This window comes from Gottfriedia sp. ABJ_BB2_2 (assembly GCF_055484705.1).
Window position 1 is genome coordinate 301,594 of the sequence record NZ_JBVFKR010000003.1, and the last position, 17,710, is coordinate 319,303.

Below are 17,710 nucleotides of genomic sequence, written 5' to 3' on the forward strand. Positions count from 1 at the left end.
GGTGCAGTACTAGTAAGGGGGAAATGATGAATAATTTGCAAGCTTTACTCCAGCGATTTAAGAATCAATCATTAGTCATATTATTTTGTATCATAACGCTAGGCTTAACAAGTTTTCTTCTTCTAATTAGTCATGTTAGACCAATAAAATACGATGTTGAGCTATTATCAATTTCAGACCAAACAATCTATTCTCCAATTACGATTGAAGATAAGGTTGCTACATATAAAAAACGACAAGAAGCCGCAGCACGAGTTGAGGATGTATATAAATACGAAGAAAATTACACCCAAAATCGAATTGATATTGTCAATTCTATATTTGATATTGTAGAAGAAGTGACAAACAAAAATGATAAAAGTAGTCAGTCGATTAATGGACAAGCGTTAATAAAAAAAGAGATTAATCAAGTGAAAGAAAAACTACCAGATGATATTCGTAAAAATTTTGAAGACGATGTCATCAGTTCTTTATTGAAGTCGTCAACTGAACAATTAAATATCGCAAAGGCTTCTTTAAACACGGCTATTAATAATGTCATGTCTGATGAAATTACAACAAATCAAATAGAAGAAGCTAGGGCGAATTTGAGAACAGAATTATCATATGTAAGCGTAAATCCAGGGTTAAAGGATGCAATGATTCAAATAGGGGAATTTGCAATTGTTCCAAACTATTTTTTTGATGCAGACGTAACAAAAGAACGTAAACGACTAGAAAGTGAAGCTGTTGATAGTGTCTATATACTTCAAGGGCAGGTTCTTGTAAAAGTTGGAGAAACAATCACTAAAGAAAAATATGATCAATTGAAACTAGTCGGACTGATTAAAAACAATCAGTCTATTCAGCCATATGTTGGATTAATTTTATTAATAGGCGTACTGCTTTATTTTGTATTTAAACAAACAGAGTCTTTAAAAGAGAATGATAATAACTATATTGTAGCTTACTTTGGTATCGTTATTTTTACGATCTTAATATTAAAGATCGTAAGTTTGTTCCAAAAAATAGAGTTTTCGGGTCTGGTATATGTTGCACCAGTTGCCATCGGTACTTTGTTAATTAAGTTCTTATTAGGAAATCGCTATTTAATGGTGACAGCGATTATCTTTTCTATTTGTGGAAGTATCATGTTTAATGAAGAAGTAAACGGTGCAATTAATTATTCAACTGGAATTTATATATTATTTAGCTCTATTGCTGCTTTATTTTTGAATGAAGAACGAAATAAACGTTCGATGATTATTCATGCTGGTGTGTTAATTTCATTAGTTAACATCGCCACTTTATCGGCATTAATGCTAATTCGAAATGGTCAATATTCTTCTGTTGAGATTGGAATTTATCTATTAATGGGATTAATCTCAGGAATCTTGTCTAGTGTAATTACTATGGGGATTCTACCATTTGTAGAAGATTCTTTTGGTATGGTTTCGTCCTTTAAGTTAGTTGAGTTAGGAAGCCCTAATCATCCATTACTACGTAAAATCTTATTAGAAGCGCCAGGAACATACCATCATAGTATTATGGTTGCGAACCTTGCAGAAGCAGCATGCGAAGCGATTGGAGCAAATGGCTTATTAGCTAGAGTAGGCTCGTATTATCATGATATAGGTAAAACGAATAATTCTGGATTTTTTATTGAAAATCAAATGGGTGGTCATAACCCACATGACCGAATTAAACCGTTACAAAGTAAAGATATTATTTTCCGTCATGTTAGTGATGGAGTAAAAATACTAAAAAAATATAATTTGCCAAAAGATATAATTGATATTGCAGCTGAACATCATGGTACAACATTATTAAAGTTTTTTTACTACAAGGAAAAAGAAACGAATCCAGATGTAAAAGAAATTGATTTCCGTTATCCGGGTCCTAAAGCTCACACAAAGGAGTCTGCCATTGTTGGTATTGCTGATAGTGTGGAAGCTGCAGTGCGTTCTTTGAAGGAGCCAGATATGGAAAAAATCGAAGAGCTTGTTTCTGCCATAATGAATGATCGTTTAAACGACGGGCAATTTGCAATGTGTGAATTGAATCTAAAAGAATTACATATCATTGAAAAATCATTATGTGAAACGTTACAAGGTACCTTCCATTCTAGAATACAGTATCCAGATGAAAGATAAGGTGAGAAAACATGGTTCAATTAGAAATAGATTTTATAGATGAAACAAATGAAGTAACAGATGAGCAACAAGAAGATTTAAAAGGTCTAATCGAATGTGCACTTGAATTTGAAGGGCTTAGTGGTGAAGTAGAAGTTTCAATCTCATTTGTTGACGATGAAAGAATTCACGAAATCAATAAAGAATACCGTGAAAAGGATCGTGCGACAGATGTTATTTCATTCCCTATGGAAGAGCTAGGGGAAGGTGAGATTGAAATAGTAGGTGTTGACTTGCCAAGAACGCTTGGGGATATTGTTATCTCTATTCCTACAACGAAAAGACAAGCGGAGGAGTACGGTCATTCTTTTAGACGTGAATTAGGCTTCTTAGCAGTGCATGGGTGCTTACATTTACTTGGTTATGATCATATGAATGAAGCTGATGAAAAAATTATGTTTACTAAACAAAAGGATATTTTAGAGAAATATGGGCTCGAGAGACTATAAGAGAGCTTCGTTACTAAAATCCTTTGGATATGCAATAAGCGGAATTATTCAAGTGATCAAAGAGGAAAGAAACATTAAAATTCACTTATCTGCAGCGATCATTGTGATTGCCTTAGCTTATTATTTCCAGTTCAGCCGAAATGACTGGTTAGTTCTTTTACTTATCATAACAATTGTCATTTCACTTGAACTTGTTAATTCTGCGGTTGAGGCTGTTGTCGATTTGGCATCACCTGAGATTCATCCATTAGCAAAAAAAGCGAAAGATGTTGCTGCAGGTGCAGTATTGGTTGCTGCAATTATTTCAGTGATGATTGGTTTTTTGCTATTTTTTCCTTATTTTACTATACTACGGTAATAACACTAATTTTCGTTAATCTCTCGATATGAGGAGGCTTAATACATGGATAAACAATCTTTAATTAATGAAGCTATTAAAGCTAGAGAAAAAGCTTATGTACCATATTCAAAATTTCAAGTAGGAGCAGCATTGCTTACTAAGGATGGTCAAGTCATTCATGGTTGTAATGTTGAAAATGCTTCTTATGGACTTACAAATTGTGCCGAACGAACGGCGTTATTTAAAGCGTACTCAGATGGTATTACTGAATTTTCTGCAGTAGCAGTCGTTGCAGATACGAAAGGGCCAGTTCCACCATGCGGTGCATGTCGCCAAGTATTATCTGAACTGTGTAAACCAGACACAGTTGTTTATTTATCTAATTTAAATGGAGTAGTCCATGAAACTACAGTAAAAGAATTATTGCCAGGAGCATTTACACCGGAGGATTTAAATGAATAAAGAAAGTTATAAATCAGGCTTTGTTTCAATTATAGGAAGACCAAATGTAGGAAAAAGTACGTTCCTTAATCGAGTAATTGGTCAAAAAATTGCTATAATGAGTGATAAGCCTCAAACAACTCGTAATAAAATTCAAGGTGTGTACACAGAAGATGATGCGCAAATTGTCTTTATTGATACACCAGGTATTCATAAGCCAAAACATAAACTTGGGGATTTCATGGTAAAAGTTGCTCAAGAATCAATAAAAGATGTTGATGCGACATTATTTATGGTGAATGCCGATGAAGGTTTTGGTCGAGGAGACGAATTTATTATCGAGAAGCTACAAGGTACACGTAGCCCTGTCATTTTAGTTATCAATAAAATCGATACGATTCATCCAGAAGAACTCTTTAATATTATTACAAAGTATAAAGATTTATTTGAGTTTGCAGAAATCGTACCAATTTCAGCACTTCAAGGAAATAATGTAGATCGTTTACTAGAAGTGATTAAAAATTACCTTCCAGAAGGACCTCAATATTATCCAGCGAATCAAGTAACGGACCATCCCGAACGATTTATTATTTCGGAGTTAATTCGTGAAAAAGTTTTACATTTAACGAGAGAAGAAGTTCCTCATTCAATTGCAGTCATTATTGAACAAATCGAGAGAAGACCTGAAGGTAATGCTATTTATGTAAATGCTACAATAGTTGTTGAACGTTCGTCGCAAAAAGGTATTATTATCGGTAAACAAGGAAGCATGTTGAAAGAGGTTGGTAAACGTGCTCGATTAGATATACAAAATTTACTTGATACAAAAGTATTCCTTGAGCTTTGGGTAAAAGTTCAAAAAGACTGGAGAAACAGAATGTCTCAATTAAGAGATTTAGGTTTTCGTGAGGACGAATATTAATCAAGGTAGTTAAAGGGAATTGAGATCAAAGCGATTCCCTTTTTTGATTCAAAGGTGAACAAGCTATAGAGAATAAACTTGGTGCGGGTATTTATAGAAGTTAGCTTGCTTTAAAGCACCTTAATAAGTTCTCAAAGAATTGTCGCTATAAAAATTTGGATGCACATTTTTTGTGGTTTTGCAAGAGTTTTATTTGTATTTTTAATAAATTTTGTGCACATGAAAACTGGGAGAGAAGGTCACATTATAAGTAAGCAGGGAAAGTAGTATTTGGCTAAAAGGTAATGAGCAATGAGTTGTAGCTATTCTTGAAAGGTGGTTTCTCAATGTTGAATTTTACCTGGGATGTCTTTTCTAAAACTGGAAATGTTGAGACGTATTTAATATTTAAGCAGCTTGAACAGGAACATGTGGAACAGAAAAGTTACATTGATGAAGAAATAGCTGATATTGATTCCCTACATACGTAACCTTCATCCAATTGGATGGTGAGTTGTATTGTTACAACGAGTAGAAGGGATAGTTTTACGCGCAAATCCTTATGGAGAATCAAATGTAATTATTACTCTCCTGACTAGAGAATTAGGTAAGATTGGAGTTGTGGCAAGAGGAGCTAAGAAGACAAATAGTCGACTTGCTTCTGTTACACAACTCTTTACATATGGTTCGTATTTAATTCAAAAGGGTTCTGGATTAGGTACATTAAGTCAAGGTGAGTTAATTGATTCATTTAGAGATTTAAGGGAAGATTTGATCGCTACATCCTACGCTTCGATAATTGTTGAGCTAACGGATAAAGCAGTTGAAGAGAAAAAAAATAATCCATATTTATTTGAGTTAATTCTGCAACTTCTTCAACGGATGAATGATGGTGCAGATGCTGAAGTGTTAACTTATTTATATATGACAAAAATGATACCTGTATTAGGTTATCATCCGTTCTTTGATTATTGTATCAACTGTAAATGTAGTGCCAATGAAAATATATTTGTAGCTTTCTCTGTGAAAGATGGTGGATTTTTATGTCAGCGTTGTAAACATACTGATCCATATGCATTTTCTGTAACTGAAAAGTCTGTCAAACTAATGAGATTGTTTTATCATTTCGATGTAAATCGACTTGGGAAGATTGAGGTTAGTGATCAGACGAAAAAGCTATTACAACAAATTTTGTTTTCTTATTATGACGAGTATAGTGGGATTTATCTAAAATCCCGTAAATTTTTAGAGCAATTGAAGGCAATGGATAGTTTTTTTAAATCGAATAAGAACTCAGAATAACTTGAAGAAGGAAATAGGCTAACTATTTCCTTCTTTCTTTTGTAAATTGTAAAAATAGTATATAATATTTAGTTAGAGAGTATAGCATATTGGAACGTTAGGGGTGAGGAACATCGAACTGACAAAAAGACAAACTCAAATTCTTGAAATTGTTAAAACAAATGGGCCGATTACGGGAGAACATATTGCAGATAAGCTTGCACTAACTCGAGCAACGCTTCGCCCTGACTTAGCAATTCTTACAATGACTGGATTTTTAGAGGCAAGACCACGAGTGGGTTATTATTACACAGGAAGAACGAGTGGTGCTCAAATTATTGAGAAAATCAAAAAATTAAGTGTGAAAGATTTTCAAGCAATACCAGTTGTAGTGGATAGAAGTTCTTCTGTGTATGATGCAATTGTGACAATGTTTTTAGAGGATGTAGGTACTTTGTTTGTTGTCGATCAAAATTCGGTATTATCGGGTGTATTATCAAGAAAAGATTTATTAAGAGCAAGTATAGGGAATAAAGACCTGCACACATTACCAGTAGATATAATTATGACTAGAATGCCGAACATTACAATTTGCTATAAAGATGATACAATCTATAACGTAGCAAAGAGTTTAATTGAGAAACAAATTGATGCCGTCCCTGTTGTTCGTGAAAGTGAACATGGACTTGAGGTAATTGGTCGATTTACAAAAACAAATTTTACTCGTGCGATCGTAGACTTAATGAACAATGACATGTTTTAGTAAAATTTAAGAGGTGAACATATGGGGAATTCAATCGTTTATGTTGTATCTGATTCAGTTGGAGAAACAGCGGAGCACGTCGTTAAGGCAGCTATTAGTCAATTTCATTATAAATTTGAAATTAGACGCGTACCTTATGTTGAGGATGTAGCAACACTTATTGAAATCGTTCAAGTAGCAAAAGAGAATAACGGAATTATTGTTTTCACATTAGTAAAACCAGATATGAGAAATGCGATTCTTGATGAATCGAAAAAAGCTGGAGTCATTGTTTATGACTTAATTGGGCCATTAATTGATACAATTGCATCAATTAATAAAATGGAGCCAAAAAATGAACCAGGTGTGGTTCGAAAATTAGATGAGGATTATTTCCAACGAATCGAAGCAATTGAATTTGCAGTGAAGTATGATGATGGAAGAGACCCAAGAGGGATTGAAAAAGCTGATATTGTATTAATCGGTGTATCGAGAACTTCTAAAACGCCTTTATCTCAATATCTAGCTCATAAAGGTTTTAAAGTTGCGAATGTACCATTAGTACCAGAGGTAGATCCACCTGAGCAATTATATAAAGTTCCAAAAGAACGTTGTTTTGGATTGATGATATCACCTGAGAAATTAAATCATATTCGAAAAGAAAGATTAATTTCATTAGGTCTTCATGATGGAGCTAGTTATGCAAACATTGCCAGAATTGAAGAAGAACTTAAACATTTTAATAATGTAGTGACTCGAATTGGATGCCAGATCGTAGATGTTTCAAGTAAAGCTGTTGAAGAATCAGCAAATGTAATTCTAGGTCATTATTATCAAAATAGACATATTAGATAATTTTCAGACTGCGAGCCAAACGCTCGCTTTCTTCATTTCAGTCAGTCTGAATCTCGAAGTTTTTGTATATTGTCGTCACAAAACAAATTAACACATTAGTTCATTCTAATGTGTTTTCTTTGTTTATGTTCTTTTCTAATATTGTTTTTTTAGATTGAAATAAAATGTAAGTTTGAATATATCGGAAGTGCGGATCACCTGTGGGATATGCGGGAAGGACATGCTAAAAATAAAGCAAGGATAAACCACATCGTGTGTAGACGAGGCTCAGCAACCCTCCGCGGAAAGGGAGCATCCTGAAGTTGTAATCAACAAACTCATTCTTATATTCCTAGAATCGTTGCGAAAACAATCTTTTTTTAATCATGAAATGGAACAAAAAATTCTTTGATGCATATTGCTAGATTTCCAATGTGAAATAGATTATAATAAAAAATTGTATGAAAAGAGTTAATTATAGGTTTAACTTTTTATACTTACGAATAAACTATGAATATGTGCTTCCTAGTTTATCGAAAGAAGGAAATAAAACTACATAAATCGATACATGTTTTGAAGGAATTAGCAAAGACATGTAGAAATTAATCATAAGCAATAAATAAATAGGGTTTTATAGAAACCAGAACTAGCAGTTGAATGCAATGCTTATGAACTACTGTAGCTCCTCTTTTTCAGACAATTATTAATACATATACGACTTGAAATGATCAATTGATTTTTGAGTAAAAAAAATATGAAAAAAATATTGTCGAAACTTGAAGGAATACAGCGAGTTTTATCGAATAAAATAGTATATGGAGCTGTCAATATGGGAAACAGAATTCCCGATGAACTTATTGAGCAAGTTCGTCAGTCAGTAGACATAGTTGATGTAGTGAGTGAATATGTTCCTTTAAAAAAACAAGGAAGAAATTATTTTGGGCTTTGTCCATTTCATGGAGAAAGTACTCCATCATTTTCAGTTTCACCTGAAAAACAGATTTTTCATTGTTTTGGTTGCGGAGCTGGTGGGAATTCAATTTCCTTTATTATGCAGCTTGAAGGTTTAAACTTTCAGGAATCTGTACAACAACTTGCACAAAAGGCAAATATCACTCTACCAACAGATGCGATTGACACTGTAAAAAATCCACAATCTACTGAGCAAGCGATAATGCAAGAGGCTCATGAGTTTGTCAAAAAGTACTATCATCATCTATTAGTTAATACAACAGAAGGTAAAGAAGCGTTAGATTACCTTATTAACAGAGGCATTTCTAAGGAAGAAATCAAGCATTTTGAGCTTGGTGTTGCACTTGATTCTTGGGATGCTGTTACAAAGGTATTAGAAAAACGTGGATACTCCATGCCAATCATGGAAAAAGCCGGTCTTGTTGTTCGTAACGAGCGTGATGGGAATTATTATGATCGATTTAGAAATCGATTAATTTTTCCTATTCATAATCATCAAGGTAAGATTGTTGCATTTAGCGGAAGAATAATGGGTGAAGGTTCACCAAAATATTTGAATAGTCCGGAATCATCAATCTTTCATAAAGGGAAATTATTATATCATTTTTACCAAGCTAAAAACGTGATGCGTAAGCAAAACAGAGCAGTTTTAATGGAAGGCTTCGCCGACGTTATCTCTGCATATAAAGCTGGCGTCAATGACGCTGTTGCTACTATGGGTACTTCATTAACAGAAGATCAAGCAAAAGTGTTAAAAACTTCTGTTGATCAAATTATCATATGCTACGATTCTGATCAGGCTGGTATAAACGCGACCGAAAAAGCAGCAAATATTCTTCAAAAAGAAGGTTTTACAATAAAGGTTGCACAAATGCCAGATGGCTTAGATCCTGATGAATACATAAGACAATTTGGAGCTGAAAAATTTAACTCCTCTATTATTGAAGCTAGTGTATCATTAATGAGTTTTAAAATGCAATATCATCGAAAAGGAAAAAATCTCCTAGATGAAACTGTTAAATTTCAATATATAAAAGAAATGCTTCAGGAAATTGCAAAATTAAGCCAACTCATTGAACAAGATTATTACTTAAATCAACTCTCAAAAGAGTTTTCTATCTCAATTGAAGTGCTTAAGAAGGAATTTGGACAATATAGTAATCAGGCAAATCGTATAACAAATGTAACAGAAGTAAAAACTGATATCAAACGAGATCTATCTTCTAAAACCCTTTTACCTGCACATGTAAGAGCAGAACAAACACTCTTAGCACACATGTTGAATAGTAGAGAAGTGACCGAGAAGGTTAGACAACAATATCAGGGTCTATTCTACAATAATGATTATTCCGAGATTATAATCCATCTTTATGCTTATTATGAAGAGGGCAATGAGTCTAATATTAGTAAATTTATGAATTACCTTCCTTCAAAAAGGTTACTTGAAGTAGTTTCAAAAATTGTCAATTTACAGATAGCACCTGAACTAACAGAGCGAGAGTTAAAGGATTATTTAGATGCATTAAACAACTATGATAAGCAACAACGTATACGTGAAAAAGAAATAGACTTAAAAAAAGCTGAACGTGAAGGAGATTTCGTAAAAGCTGCGACAATCCTCCAACAAATTACCCAGCTACGGTCTAGTATGAAATATGTTAAATGATTCGCGAACTTTTCGAAGGAGGGGAACAAATGGCTGATAAATCGGCTCGTTCTAAAGATACTGAAACAGAAGTAACACTCGATCAAGTAAAAGCATTATTAATTGAAAATGGTAAAAAACGTGGTGTAATTACATATGAAGAAATTGCTGATCGTTTAAATGGTTTTGAAATTGATTCAGATCAATTAGAAGAATTTTATGAACAATTGGGTGAACAAGGGATTGATATTGTCGGTGATGCTGACGATGAACCTAGAGGAGCTCAGTTAGAAAAAGAAGAAGAATTCGACTTAAATGATTTAAGTGTTCCTCCTGGTGTTAAAATTAACGATCCAGTGCGTATGTACTTAAAAGAAATTGGTCGAGTTGACTTACTTTCTGGACAAGATGAAATTAATTTAGCAAAACGTATTGAAGAAGGCGATGAAGAAGCCAAACGCCGCCTAGCAGAAGCAAACTTACGTTTAGTAGTAAGTATTGCAAAACGTTACGTAGGACGTGGAATGCTATTCTTAGACCTTATTCAAGAAGGGAATATGGGATTAATTAAAGCCGTTGAAAAATTTGATTACCGTAAAGGTTACAAATTTAGTACATATGCTACATGGTGGATTCGTCAAGCGATTACTCGTGCAATTGCTGACCAAGCAAGAACGATTCGTATTCCAGTACATATGGTTGAAACAATTAATAAATTAATTCGAGTTCAACGTCAATTACTTCAAGATTTAGGTCGCGAGCCATCTCCTGAAGAAATTGGGGAAGAAATGGATTTACCACCAGAAAAGGTAAGAGAAATTTTAAAAATTGCTCAAGAACCTGTATCATTAGAAACACCAATTGGTGAAGAAGACGATTCACATTTAGGTGATTTCATCGAAGATTCAGAAGCTACTTCTCCGGCTGAACATGCTGCTTATGAGATGTTAAAAGAACAGCTAGAAGATGTACTTGATACATTAACTGACCGTGAAGAGAACGTACTTCGTTTACGATTTGGTTTAGATGATGGCCGTACTCGCACTTTAGAAGAAGTTGGTAAAGTATTTGGTGTAACACGTGAACGTATCCGCCAAATTGAAGCGAAAGCACTTCGTAAGTTACGTCATCCAAGTCGTAGTAAACGATTAAAAGACTTCTTAGAATAGAATAATCTAGAAAAGTTTATCCAATTTTGGATAGACTTTTTTATTGTTTATTGAATCAACTAGGAAAAATGTCATATGAAGAATTTTGTCAAAACAAATCGAATGACCATACACAAAATCCATTTAAAATGATATCCTAATAACAAAGTGTGATTTTTCAGAATCTTTTTGAGAAATCATTGGAGGATGCAATATGGATCAGCAACGTAAACAAATTATCATAAAAGAAATAAAGTTCTGGAAAGAAAATCGAATGCTACCAGAGCAATATTGTGATTATTTACTAAGTATTTATTCAGAAGGTGAATTAAAGGATAATTCTCAAGTTTTTGGTTATCATAAATTATGGGCACTCTTAGGAGTTTTACCTTTATTAATGATTCCATTTGTCACCTATCTCCTTTATTTTACAGAATTGTCTTTAAATTTGCAAATACTCATTTTCCTATCTGTTTTTCTTTTTTTAGTTATTAATGCAGTACTTTTGACATCGAAGAAGCTAATTTGGAGACATATAACGTATCTTGTCATTGCAATTATTTTTTTAGAACTGATCATTGAAGGAGTAGGGAGTTTTATCAATTTATCTGCAACTGTAATGGGGATCATATTATTTGTAAATTGTACCCTGTGGATTGTAATTGGTTTCGTAAAAAAACTTACTTATTTCATTTATTCAGGGGTGAGCTTAATCATTTTATCTATCGCATATTTTCTCTATTTAATGTAATTCTTAAGTGTGGTATGGGTTTAAGTAAAATGTAATCGGTTAACTATTTTTAAAATTATCCAATATAATACTTTTTTTATTGTTTTTAATCGTATACAATAATAATGTTATAGTAATTAAATACTTTTTATTTTTTAAGGGGTTACATAAGGGGGATCATAATGAAACGAAATCCATTAATTCCTTTTGCTTTAATTGCAGCACTAGGAATCGCGGTAATGCTAATTATCTCATTAAAAGGGGCAAAACAAGCTGATGAGATAGCAAATGGTGGTAAGAAGGAAGAACAAACTGCTTCTACAAAACCAGATGAAATATACGCACAAACTTGTGTTAGTTGTCACGGTGACCAATTACAAGGTGCAGTAGGGCCTAACTTAACAAAAGTTGGCGCTAAATACTCTCAAGATGAGATTAAAGCAATCATACAAAACGGTAAAGAAGGCGGAATGCCAGCTGGTTTAGTATCTGGAGCTCAATTAGATGCAGTATCAAAATGGTTATCTGAGAAAAAATAATCATATTAAAATGACCTTTTCTATATGGAGAGGTCATTTTTATTTGTTCAATATTAGGATTCTTACATAATTTAGTGTAAAATATTGTCATGAAAATAATATGAAATGGTGATTTTGTTATGAATGAAGTAAATTTATCAATGCGATTAAAAAGAGTTTTTGATTATATCCCAGAAGGTACTAAATTAGCTGATATTGGGTCAGATCATGCCTATTTACCTTGTTATGCTGTTCTAAATAAAAGATGTACATCGGCGATTGTAGGTGAAATAACAGAAGGTCCTTTTAATTCAGCACGTTCAACAATTCGTCAAAGTGGTTTAGAAGGAATCGTTGAAGCTAGATTGGGAGATGGATTAGATGTTTTGACACCTAATGAAGTAGACGTTATTACGATTGCCGGAATGGGCGGTTCATTGATTGCAAGTATCCTTGAAAAAGGGAAAGAAAAGCTTGCAGGTGTAGAAACGCTAGTATTGCAACCAAACATTGGAGCACATCAAGTCAGAAATTGGTTAGATCAGGAAGGTTATTCTTTAATTGAAGAAGATATATTGGAAGAAGATACGAAAATATATGAAATATTAGTTGCATCGAAATCAAGTACATATAAACCTTATTCTGATTCAAAGAATAAAGAGATGTTTATCGGACCGCATTTAATGCACAATCAAAATGAGGCTTTTAAGAAAAAGTGGAATCATGAGCGTAAAAACTTTGAACGAATTCTTTTACAATTACAATCAGCAAAACAAACTGAAGAATCTATTCAAAAAATAAAAGAAATAAATCAAAAAATTGAATGGATAGATGAGGTGCTTTTATGAAATCTGTGAATGGCTATCAATTGGTTCAACAGTTTGAGGTTCTTTTTCCAAAGCATCTTGCTGAGGAAGGGGACCCAAACGGTCTTCAAATTGGTACTTTATCAAATCAAGTAAATAAAGCATTAATTGCCTTAGATGTTACAAAAGAAGTTGTAGAAGAAGCAATTTCGATTGGAGCGAATTTGATTATTGCACATCATCCAATTATTTATCGCCCATTAAAGAAAATTGTAACTGATGGTGAAGCAGGCAAAATAATTGAATTATGTATTAAGCATGATATAGCTGTTTTTGCTGCACACACAAATGTTGATATTGCAGAAGTTGGCGTTAGTGATTTCCTTGCTGAGGCATTGCAATTAGAAAATACCCGTGTGCTTGCACCTACATATGTAGAAAAATTAGTGAAGTTGGTTGTATATGTACCTAAATCGCACGCGGAGGATGTCCGTAATGCAATTTGTGATGCAGGAGCAGGTCACATAGGAAATTATAGTCACTGTACGTTTAATGCGGAGGGGACGGGAACATTTTTACCATTAGCTGACACGAAGCCTTTTATTGGTCAACAAGGACAATTAGAGAAGGTAGAGGAAGTTAAAATTGAGTCAATTGTACCTGAAGCAATTCTGAAAAAGGTTATGAAAGCTATGTTAAATGCTCATCCGTACGAGGAAGTAGCATACGATACGATGACGTTACTAAATGAAGGTAAAACTTATGGAATTGGAAGAATAGGTACGTTGAAGGAAGAATGTACTTTAGAGGAATTTGCTCACTTTGTTAAAGAGAAATTGGATTTAAAAGGTGTTCGTGTTGTAGGTAAATTAGGAGATAAAATCAAGAAGGTTGCAATTGTTGGTGGGGATGGTAATAAATTTGCATTCCATGCCAAACGACATGGTGCAGATGTATATGTAAGTGGAGATATTTATTATCATGTAGCACAAGATTGGAAGATGGAAAATTTAAATATCGTTGACGCTGGTCATAATATTGAAAAAGTGATGAAAGAAGGCGTCAAAAAATTATTAGACAAGAAACTAATTGAAAGCAATCTAACATGCGAAATTGTTGCTTCCAAAATAAATACTGATCCTTTTGTATTCATTTAAAGAAAAAACTCGCCCGGTAAAAGGCGAGTTTTTATTATTCTTTTATTCTTACTTTAGGAAGAATACGATTTAACTCTACGTTTGAAGTGATGTCCCATGTGCTTTCGTCTTTTGGATCATAACGTTCTAGGAAGGCAATGACTTCTCGTGTAATTGGTGTTGGAGTAGAAGCGCCAGAAGTAACAGCGACTGTTTCAATTCCATCTAACCATTTTAATTGAAGCTCAGTAAGATCTGAAATTCGGTATGCTTTTGTACCTGCGATTTCATGAGATACCTGTGCAAGTCGATTTGAGTTATTACTCATAGGGTCACCAACTACGATTGTTAGATCGGCTTCCCCAGCGCGGTCAGCGATTGCTTCTTGGCGTACTTGTGTTGCCATGCAAATTTCTTTATGAACATGAGCAGTTGGATATTTTTTAATTGCATATTGAATTAAATCTACTACATCCCACTGACTCATTGTCGTTTGATTCGTGATGATGATTTTTTCAGTAGGAATATTCAGTTCATCAATATCTGATTTATTTTGTATTAAGTGAACGATATCTGGTGCAATACCAACAGCACCCTCTGGCTCGGGATGTCCTTTTTTACCGATGTAAATAAAGTGATAACCTTCAGCCATTCTATCTTTAATTAAATCATGTGTTTTTGTTACGTCAGGACAAGTTGCATCAATTGTCGTCAGTCCTTTTTTTATAGCTCTGGACTTTACTTCCGGTGACACACCATGAGCAGTGAAAATGACAGTTCCTTTATCAATTTTATCAAGTATATCTAAACGACTTGGCCCGTCTAATGTGATGATTCCTTCTTCTTCAAATGCATCAGTGACATGTTTATTATGAACGATCATTCCAAGAATATAAATTGGTCTAGGTAATGATGGATCCTTTGCAGCATTTCTAGCAATTACCATTGCATCTACAACTCCGTAGCAATAGCCTCGTGGGGTAACTTTTATAACTTTCATGGAGTAGCCCCTCCTTTATTATATTGTTGTACATTTTTTATTATAAAGGAGGGAGATAGAACTATTCAAAGGAAATTGTCTTTTTACATAAACAATTTTGGTTTTGGAGAATCATTTAAGACATTTCTTTCTTGGATTTGCATCAATTCACTATCATCATTATTGATTGTCTTTTTTCTACTTCTTTTTTCTTTTATAGGTGTTTGAACAGTATTTTCCTTTTTAGAAGCTTTTTTCGTTTCTTGTGGATCATCTATATTTACTTCTTTAAAAATCTTATATAAAGATGGTAGATTTTTTACAATTGGTCCGTATTGTTGAATCATAGGCGTGACTTGTTGTGCAGTCTGAACAGCTCTTTGCATGTTGCCGATGATACCAGTAATGGATGTGTCGCCACCTAATACTCGCGATAAAAATCCTGTGTTACCATCTTCTTGTCTATTTGGTGGCTGCCCCGTCATGGGGTATTGACTTTGTGCTGGTTGTTGTTGTTGTTGTTGTTGAAACATATTGCTATGGTGTGACTGAATAACGGGTTGGTTTTGAAATGGCACTGATTGTAGCAATTTATTTTGATTTACATATTGTTGATATGCATTTAATTGAGGTTGAACTGGTTTTGGTTGTTGAAAATATCCTTGATCTTGAGGATGGGACGGTTGCCCTGATTGAATATAGTTTTGTTGATAATGATGTTGCTGTGGTGGTTGTTGAAAATTTGGATATTGTTGATATTGCGGTCTCATACCGTATGGATTTTGTATATTAGGGTTAGGCTGATGATAGCCATTAAAAGGATTCGGTCCGTACATATTTTGCCCCTGTTGATTTTTTTTCTTAAATTTATCAAGTAATCCCATTACTAACAAACCTCCTTTCAAAAAGCATTTTATTACTTAGGCTATGCACTACTTTAAAAATGGTTAGTATAGGACAGTCTAAAAATTATAATCATAATAAATAAGAAGATGTAAGAAAAATTAGCTATTCCATGTGAAACTATTGTATAATAGATAATTGTAGCTATTTCGAACTAGGAAATTGTTTCCTATATAACTAAGAAAGTCCAAATTAAGAAGGTGAATTATATGGCAGTATCATTTAAAGATTATCAATTAAAACCATTTATTATGGAAGCAATAGAAAAGAAACATTTTACAGGTCCAACAGAAATTCAACAAAAGATTATTCCCCAAGTAAAAACTGGACGTAGTATTATCGGACAATCACAAACAGGATCTGGGAAAACGCACGCTTATTTAATTCCAACAATTAATACACTTGACCCATCAATTGACCAAGTGCAATTAGTAATTACTGCTCCAACGCGTGAATTGGCAACACAAATTTATAAAGATATTCAATCTATTATTGAATGTTGTCCAGAAGATGCTAAGTTAACTGCAAAGAATTTTGTAGGTGGAACAGATTACAAACGTACGGTTGAAAAATTAAAGAAACAACCTCATATTGTGGTTGGTACAACAGGTCGAATAAAAGATCTAGTTAATGACAATGTACTATTAGTGCATACATCTAAATACTTAGTAGTTGATGAAGCGGATTTAATGTTAGATATGGGATTTATCCATGACGTTGACCAAGTTGCATCAAAAATGCCTAAGAATTTACAAATGCTAGTATTTTCAGCGACAATTCCTGAAAAACTAAAACCATTTATGAAAAAATACATGGAAAACCCTGAGCATATTCATATTAATCCGAAACAACTATCTGCTCAGCAAATCGAGCACATTATCGTTCCGAGTCGCCATAAAGACAAAGTTAGAATGGCAAAAGACATTTTAAATAGTTTCCAACCTTATTTAGCAATTATTTTTACGAACACAAAGAAAAAAGCTGAAGAAGTTGCATCTCAATTATCATCATATGGGCTAAAGGTCGGCCAAATTCATGGAGATTTAAGTCCACGTGAACGTAAAAAAATGATGAAACAAATTCAAGACTTAGAATTCCAATACATTGTCGCAACTGACTTAGCATCTCGTGGAATTGATATTGAAGGCGTAAGTCATGTTATTAATATTGAATTGCCTTCAGACTTAGATTTCTATGTACACCGTGTAGGACGTACAGGTCGTGCAAATTACTCTGGTACAGCAATTACAATTTATGACCAAGAAGATGAGCAAGCACTAGATAAACTACAAGAACGCGGTATTTCATTCGAACATCGCGAACTAAAAAATGGCGAATGGGTTGACCTAGGACCACGTGCGAAACGTAAACTACGCAAGAGAACAGACCGTAGCCTAGATGCTGTTGCAACAAAAGCAATCAAAAAACCATCAAAAGTAAAACCAGGCTACAAACGAAAACTAAACGAACAACGTGAAACATTCAAACAACGAGTTAAGAAAAAAACTAGTAGGTAATTAAGAAAAGCGGAGGCGACTGCTTAGCTCCGACAAGCATAAGACGAGGACCGGTAAAGGTTGTTCTTTAACCTTTATTGGGCATTGGCTTATGACTCGAGGAGTTAGGAGTTGAAGCTAGACAATAAGAAAAGTGGAACAAGCGCGTTTAGCTCTGAGAGGAATATCTCCATTAATCTGAAGAAGTGGTGGTTTTC

The 17,710-nt window shown here is 33.8% G+C and carries 18 protein-coding genes; 16 read left to right on the forward strand and 2 right to left on the reverse strand.

The features are described from left to right. The first annotated feature begins 26 nt into the window (after positions 1 to 26). From ACX6U0_RS10120 to ACX6U0_RS10190, 15 genes are all read left to right on the forward strand, one after another. Complete coding sequence (locus ACX6U0_RS10120) at positions 27 to 2,132, forward strand: HD family phosphohydrolase (RefSeq protein ID WP_464959823.1); 2,106 nt, start codon at positions 27 to 29, stop codon at positions 2,130 to 2,132. 11 nt (positions 2,133 to 2,143) lie between these two features. Beyond that, entirely contained in the window at positions 2,144 to 2,620 is a 477-nt protein-coding gene (gene ybeY, locus ACX6U0_RS10125; protein WP_464959824.1) for an rRNA maturation RNase YbeY, read from the forward strand. After that, a complete protein-coding gene (locus ACX6U0_RS10130) occupies positions 2,601 to 2,978 on the forward strand; it encodes a diacylglycerol kinase family protein (RefSeq protein ID WP_464959825.1) in 378 nt (125 codons plus the stop codon). The genes ybeY and ACX6U0_RS10130 overlap by 20 nt, the downstream gene beginning before the upstream one ends. Positions 2,979 to 3,023: 45 nt before the next feature. Further along, positions 3,024 to 3,422, forward strand: coding sequence for a cytidine deaminase (locus tag ACX6U0_RS10135; RefSeq protein WP_464959826.1), 399 nt, complete (start codon positions 3,024 to 3,026; stop codon positions 3,420 to 3,422). Further along, positions 3,415 to 4,323: a GTPase Era gene (gene era, locus ACX6U0_RS10140; RefSeq protein ID WP_464959827.1), complete on the forward strand. Its 909-nt coding sequence runs from the start codon at positions 3,415 to 3,417 to the stop codon at positions 4,321 to 4,323. Before ACX6U0_RS10135 ends, era begins: the two co-directional genes overlap by 8 nt. 326 nt (positions 4,324 to 4,649) lie before the next feature. Further along, positions 4,650 to 4,793, forward strand: coding sequence for a YqzL family protein (locus ACX6U0_RS10145; protein WP_087998878.1), 144 nt, complete (start codon positions 4,650 to 4,652; stop codon positions 4,791 to 4,793). A 28-nt stretch (positions 4,794 to 4,821) separates the two neighbouring features. Continuing rightward, the gene (recO, locus tag ACX6U0_RS10150; protein WP_464959828.1) at positions 4,822 to 5,604 is read left to right on the forward strand and encodes a DNA repair protein RecO; all 783 of its coding nucleotides are present in this window, start codon (positions 4,822 to 4,824) and stop codon (positions 5,602 to 5,604) included. A 103-nt stretch (positions 5,605 to 5,707) separates the two neighbouring features. Continuing rightward, the gene (locus ACX6U0_RS10155) at positions 5,708 to 6,346 is read left to right on the forward strand and encodes a helix-turn-helix transcriptional regulator (protein WP_464959829.1); all 639 of its coding nucleotides are present in this window, start codon (positions 5,708 to 5,710) and stop codon (positions 6,344 to 6,346) included. Between the two features lie 21 nt (positions 6,347 to 6,367). Continuing rightward, positions 6,368 to 7,180 carry a pyruvate, water dikinase regulatory protein gene (locus ACX6U0_RS10160; protein ID WP_464959830.1) on the forward strand — a complete coding sequence of 271 codons (813 nt, stop codon included), beginning with the start codon at positions 6,368 to 6,370 and terminating at the stop codon, positions 7,178 to 7,180. Positions 7,181 to 7,988: 808 nt separating this feature from the next. Next, positions 7,989 to 9,797 (forward strand): DNA primase, encoded by a 1,809-nt coding sequence (dnaG, locus tag ACX6U0_RS10165; RefSeq protein ID WP_464959831.1) that lies wholly within the window; start codon positions 7,989 to 7,991, stop codon positions 9,795 to 9,797. A 29-nt stretch (positions 9,798 to 9,826) separates the two neighbouring features. Then, on the forward strand, positions 9,827 to 10,945 hold the full coding sequence (rpoD, locus tag ACX6U0_RS10170) for an RNA polymerase sigma factor RpoD (protein WP_056474947.1): 1,119 nt from the start codon (positions 9,827 to 9,829) through the stop codon (positions 10,943 to 10,945). Positions 10,946 to 11,138: 193 nt separating this feature from the next. Continuing rightward, positions 11,139 to 11,675, forward strand: coding sequence for a hypothetical protein (locus ACX6U0_RS10175; protein WP_464959832.1), 537 nt, complete (start codon positions 11,139 to 11,141; stop codon positions 11,673 to 11,675). A gap of 161 nt (positions 11,676 to 11,836) precedes the next feature. Further along, a complete protein-coding gene (gene cccA, locus ACX6U0_RS10180; RefSeq protein ID WP_464959833.1) occupies positions 11,837 to 12,193 on the forward strand; it encodes a cytochrome c550 in 357 nt (118 codons plus the stop codon). A 119-nt stretch (positions 12,194 to 12,312) separates the two neighbouring features. Further along, positions 12,313 to 13,020 (forward strand): tRNA (adenine(22)-N(1))-methyltransferase, encoded by a 708-nt coding sequence (locus ACX6U0_RS10185; protein WP_464959834.1) that lies wholly within the window; start codon positions 12,313 to 12,315, stop codon positions 13,018 to 13,020. Then, positions 13,017 to 14,135 carry a Nif3-like dinuclear metal center hexameric protein gene (locus tag ACX6U0_RS10190; protein ID WP_464959835.1) on the forward strand — a complete coding sequence of 373 codons (1,119 nt, stop codon included), beginning with the start codon at positions 13,017 to 13,019 and terminating at the stop codon, positions 14,133 to 14,135. Before ACX6U0_RS10185 ends, ACX6U0_RS10190 begins: the two co-directional genes overlap by 4 nt. A 34-nt stretch (positions 14,136 to 14,169) precedes the next feature. Here the strand turns inward: ACX6U0_RS10190 and ACX6U0_RS10195 are convergent, their stop codons facing one another. Next, entirely contained in the window at positions 14,170 to 15,114 is a 945-nt protein-coding gene (locus ACX6U0_RS10195) for a 4-hydroxy-3-methylbut-2-enyl diphosphate reductase (protein ID WP_464959836.1), read from the reverse strand. Between the two features lie 83 nt (positions 15,115 to 15,197). Further along, the gene (vrrA, locus tag ACX6U0_RS10200) at positions 15,198 to 15,977 is read right to left on the reverse strand and encodes a VrrA/YqfQ family protein (RefSeq protein WP_464959837.1); all 780 of its coding nucleotides are present in this window, start codon (positions 15,975 to 15,977) and stop codon (positions 15,198 to 15,200) included. 228 nt (positions 15,978 to 16,205) lie between these two features. On the opposite strand from vrrA, the gene ACX6U0_RS10205 reads away from it, so the two are divergent. Then, positions 16,206 to 17,513: a DEAD/DEAH box helicase gene (locus ACX6U0_RS10205; RefSeq protein WP_464959838.1), complete on the forward strand. Its 1,308-nt coding sequence runs from the start codon at positions 16,206 to 16,208 to the stop codon at positions 17,511 to 17,513. Positions 17,514 to 17,710: the final 197 nt, after the last annotated feature.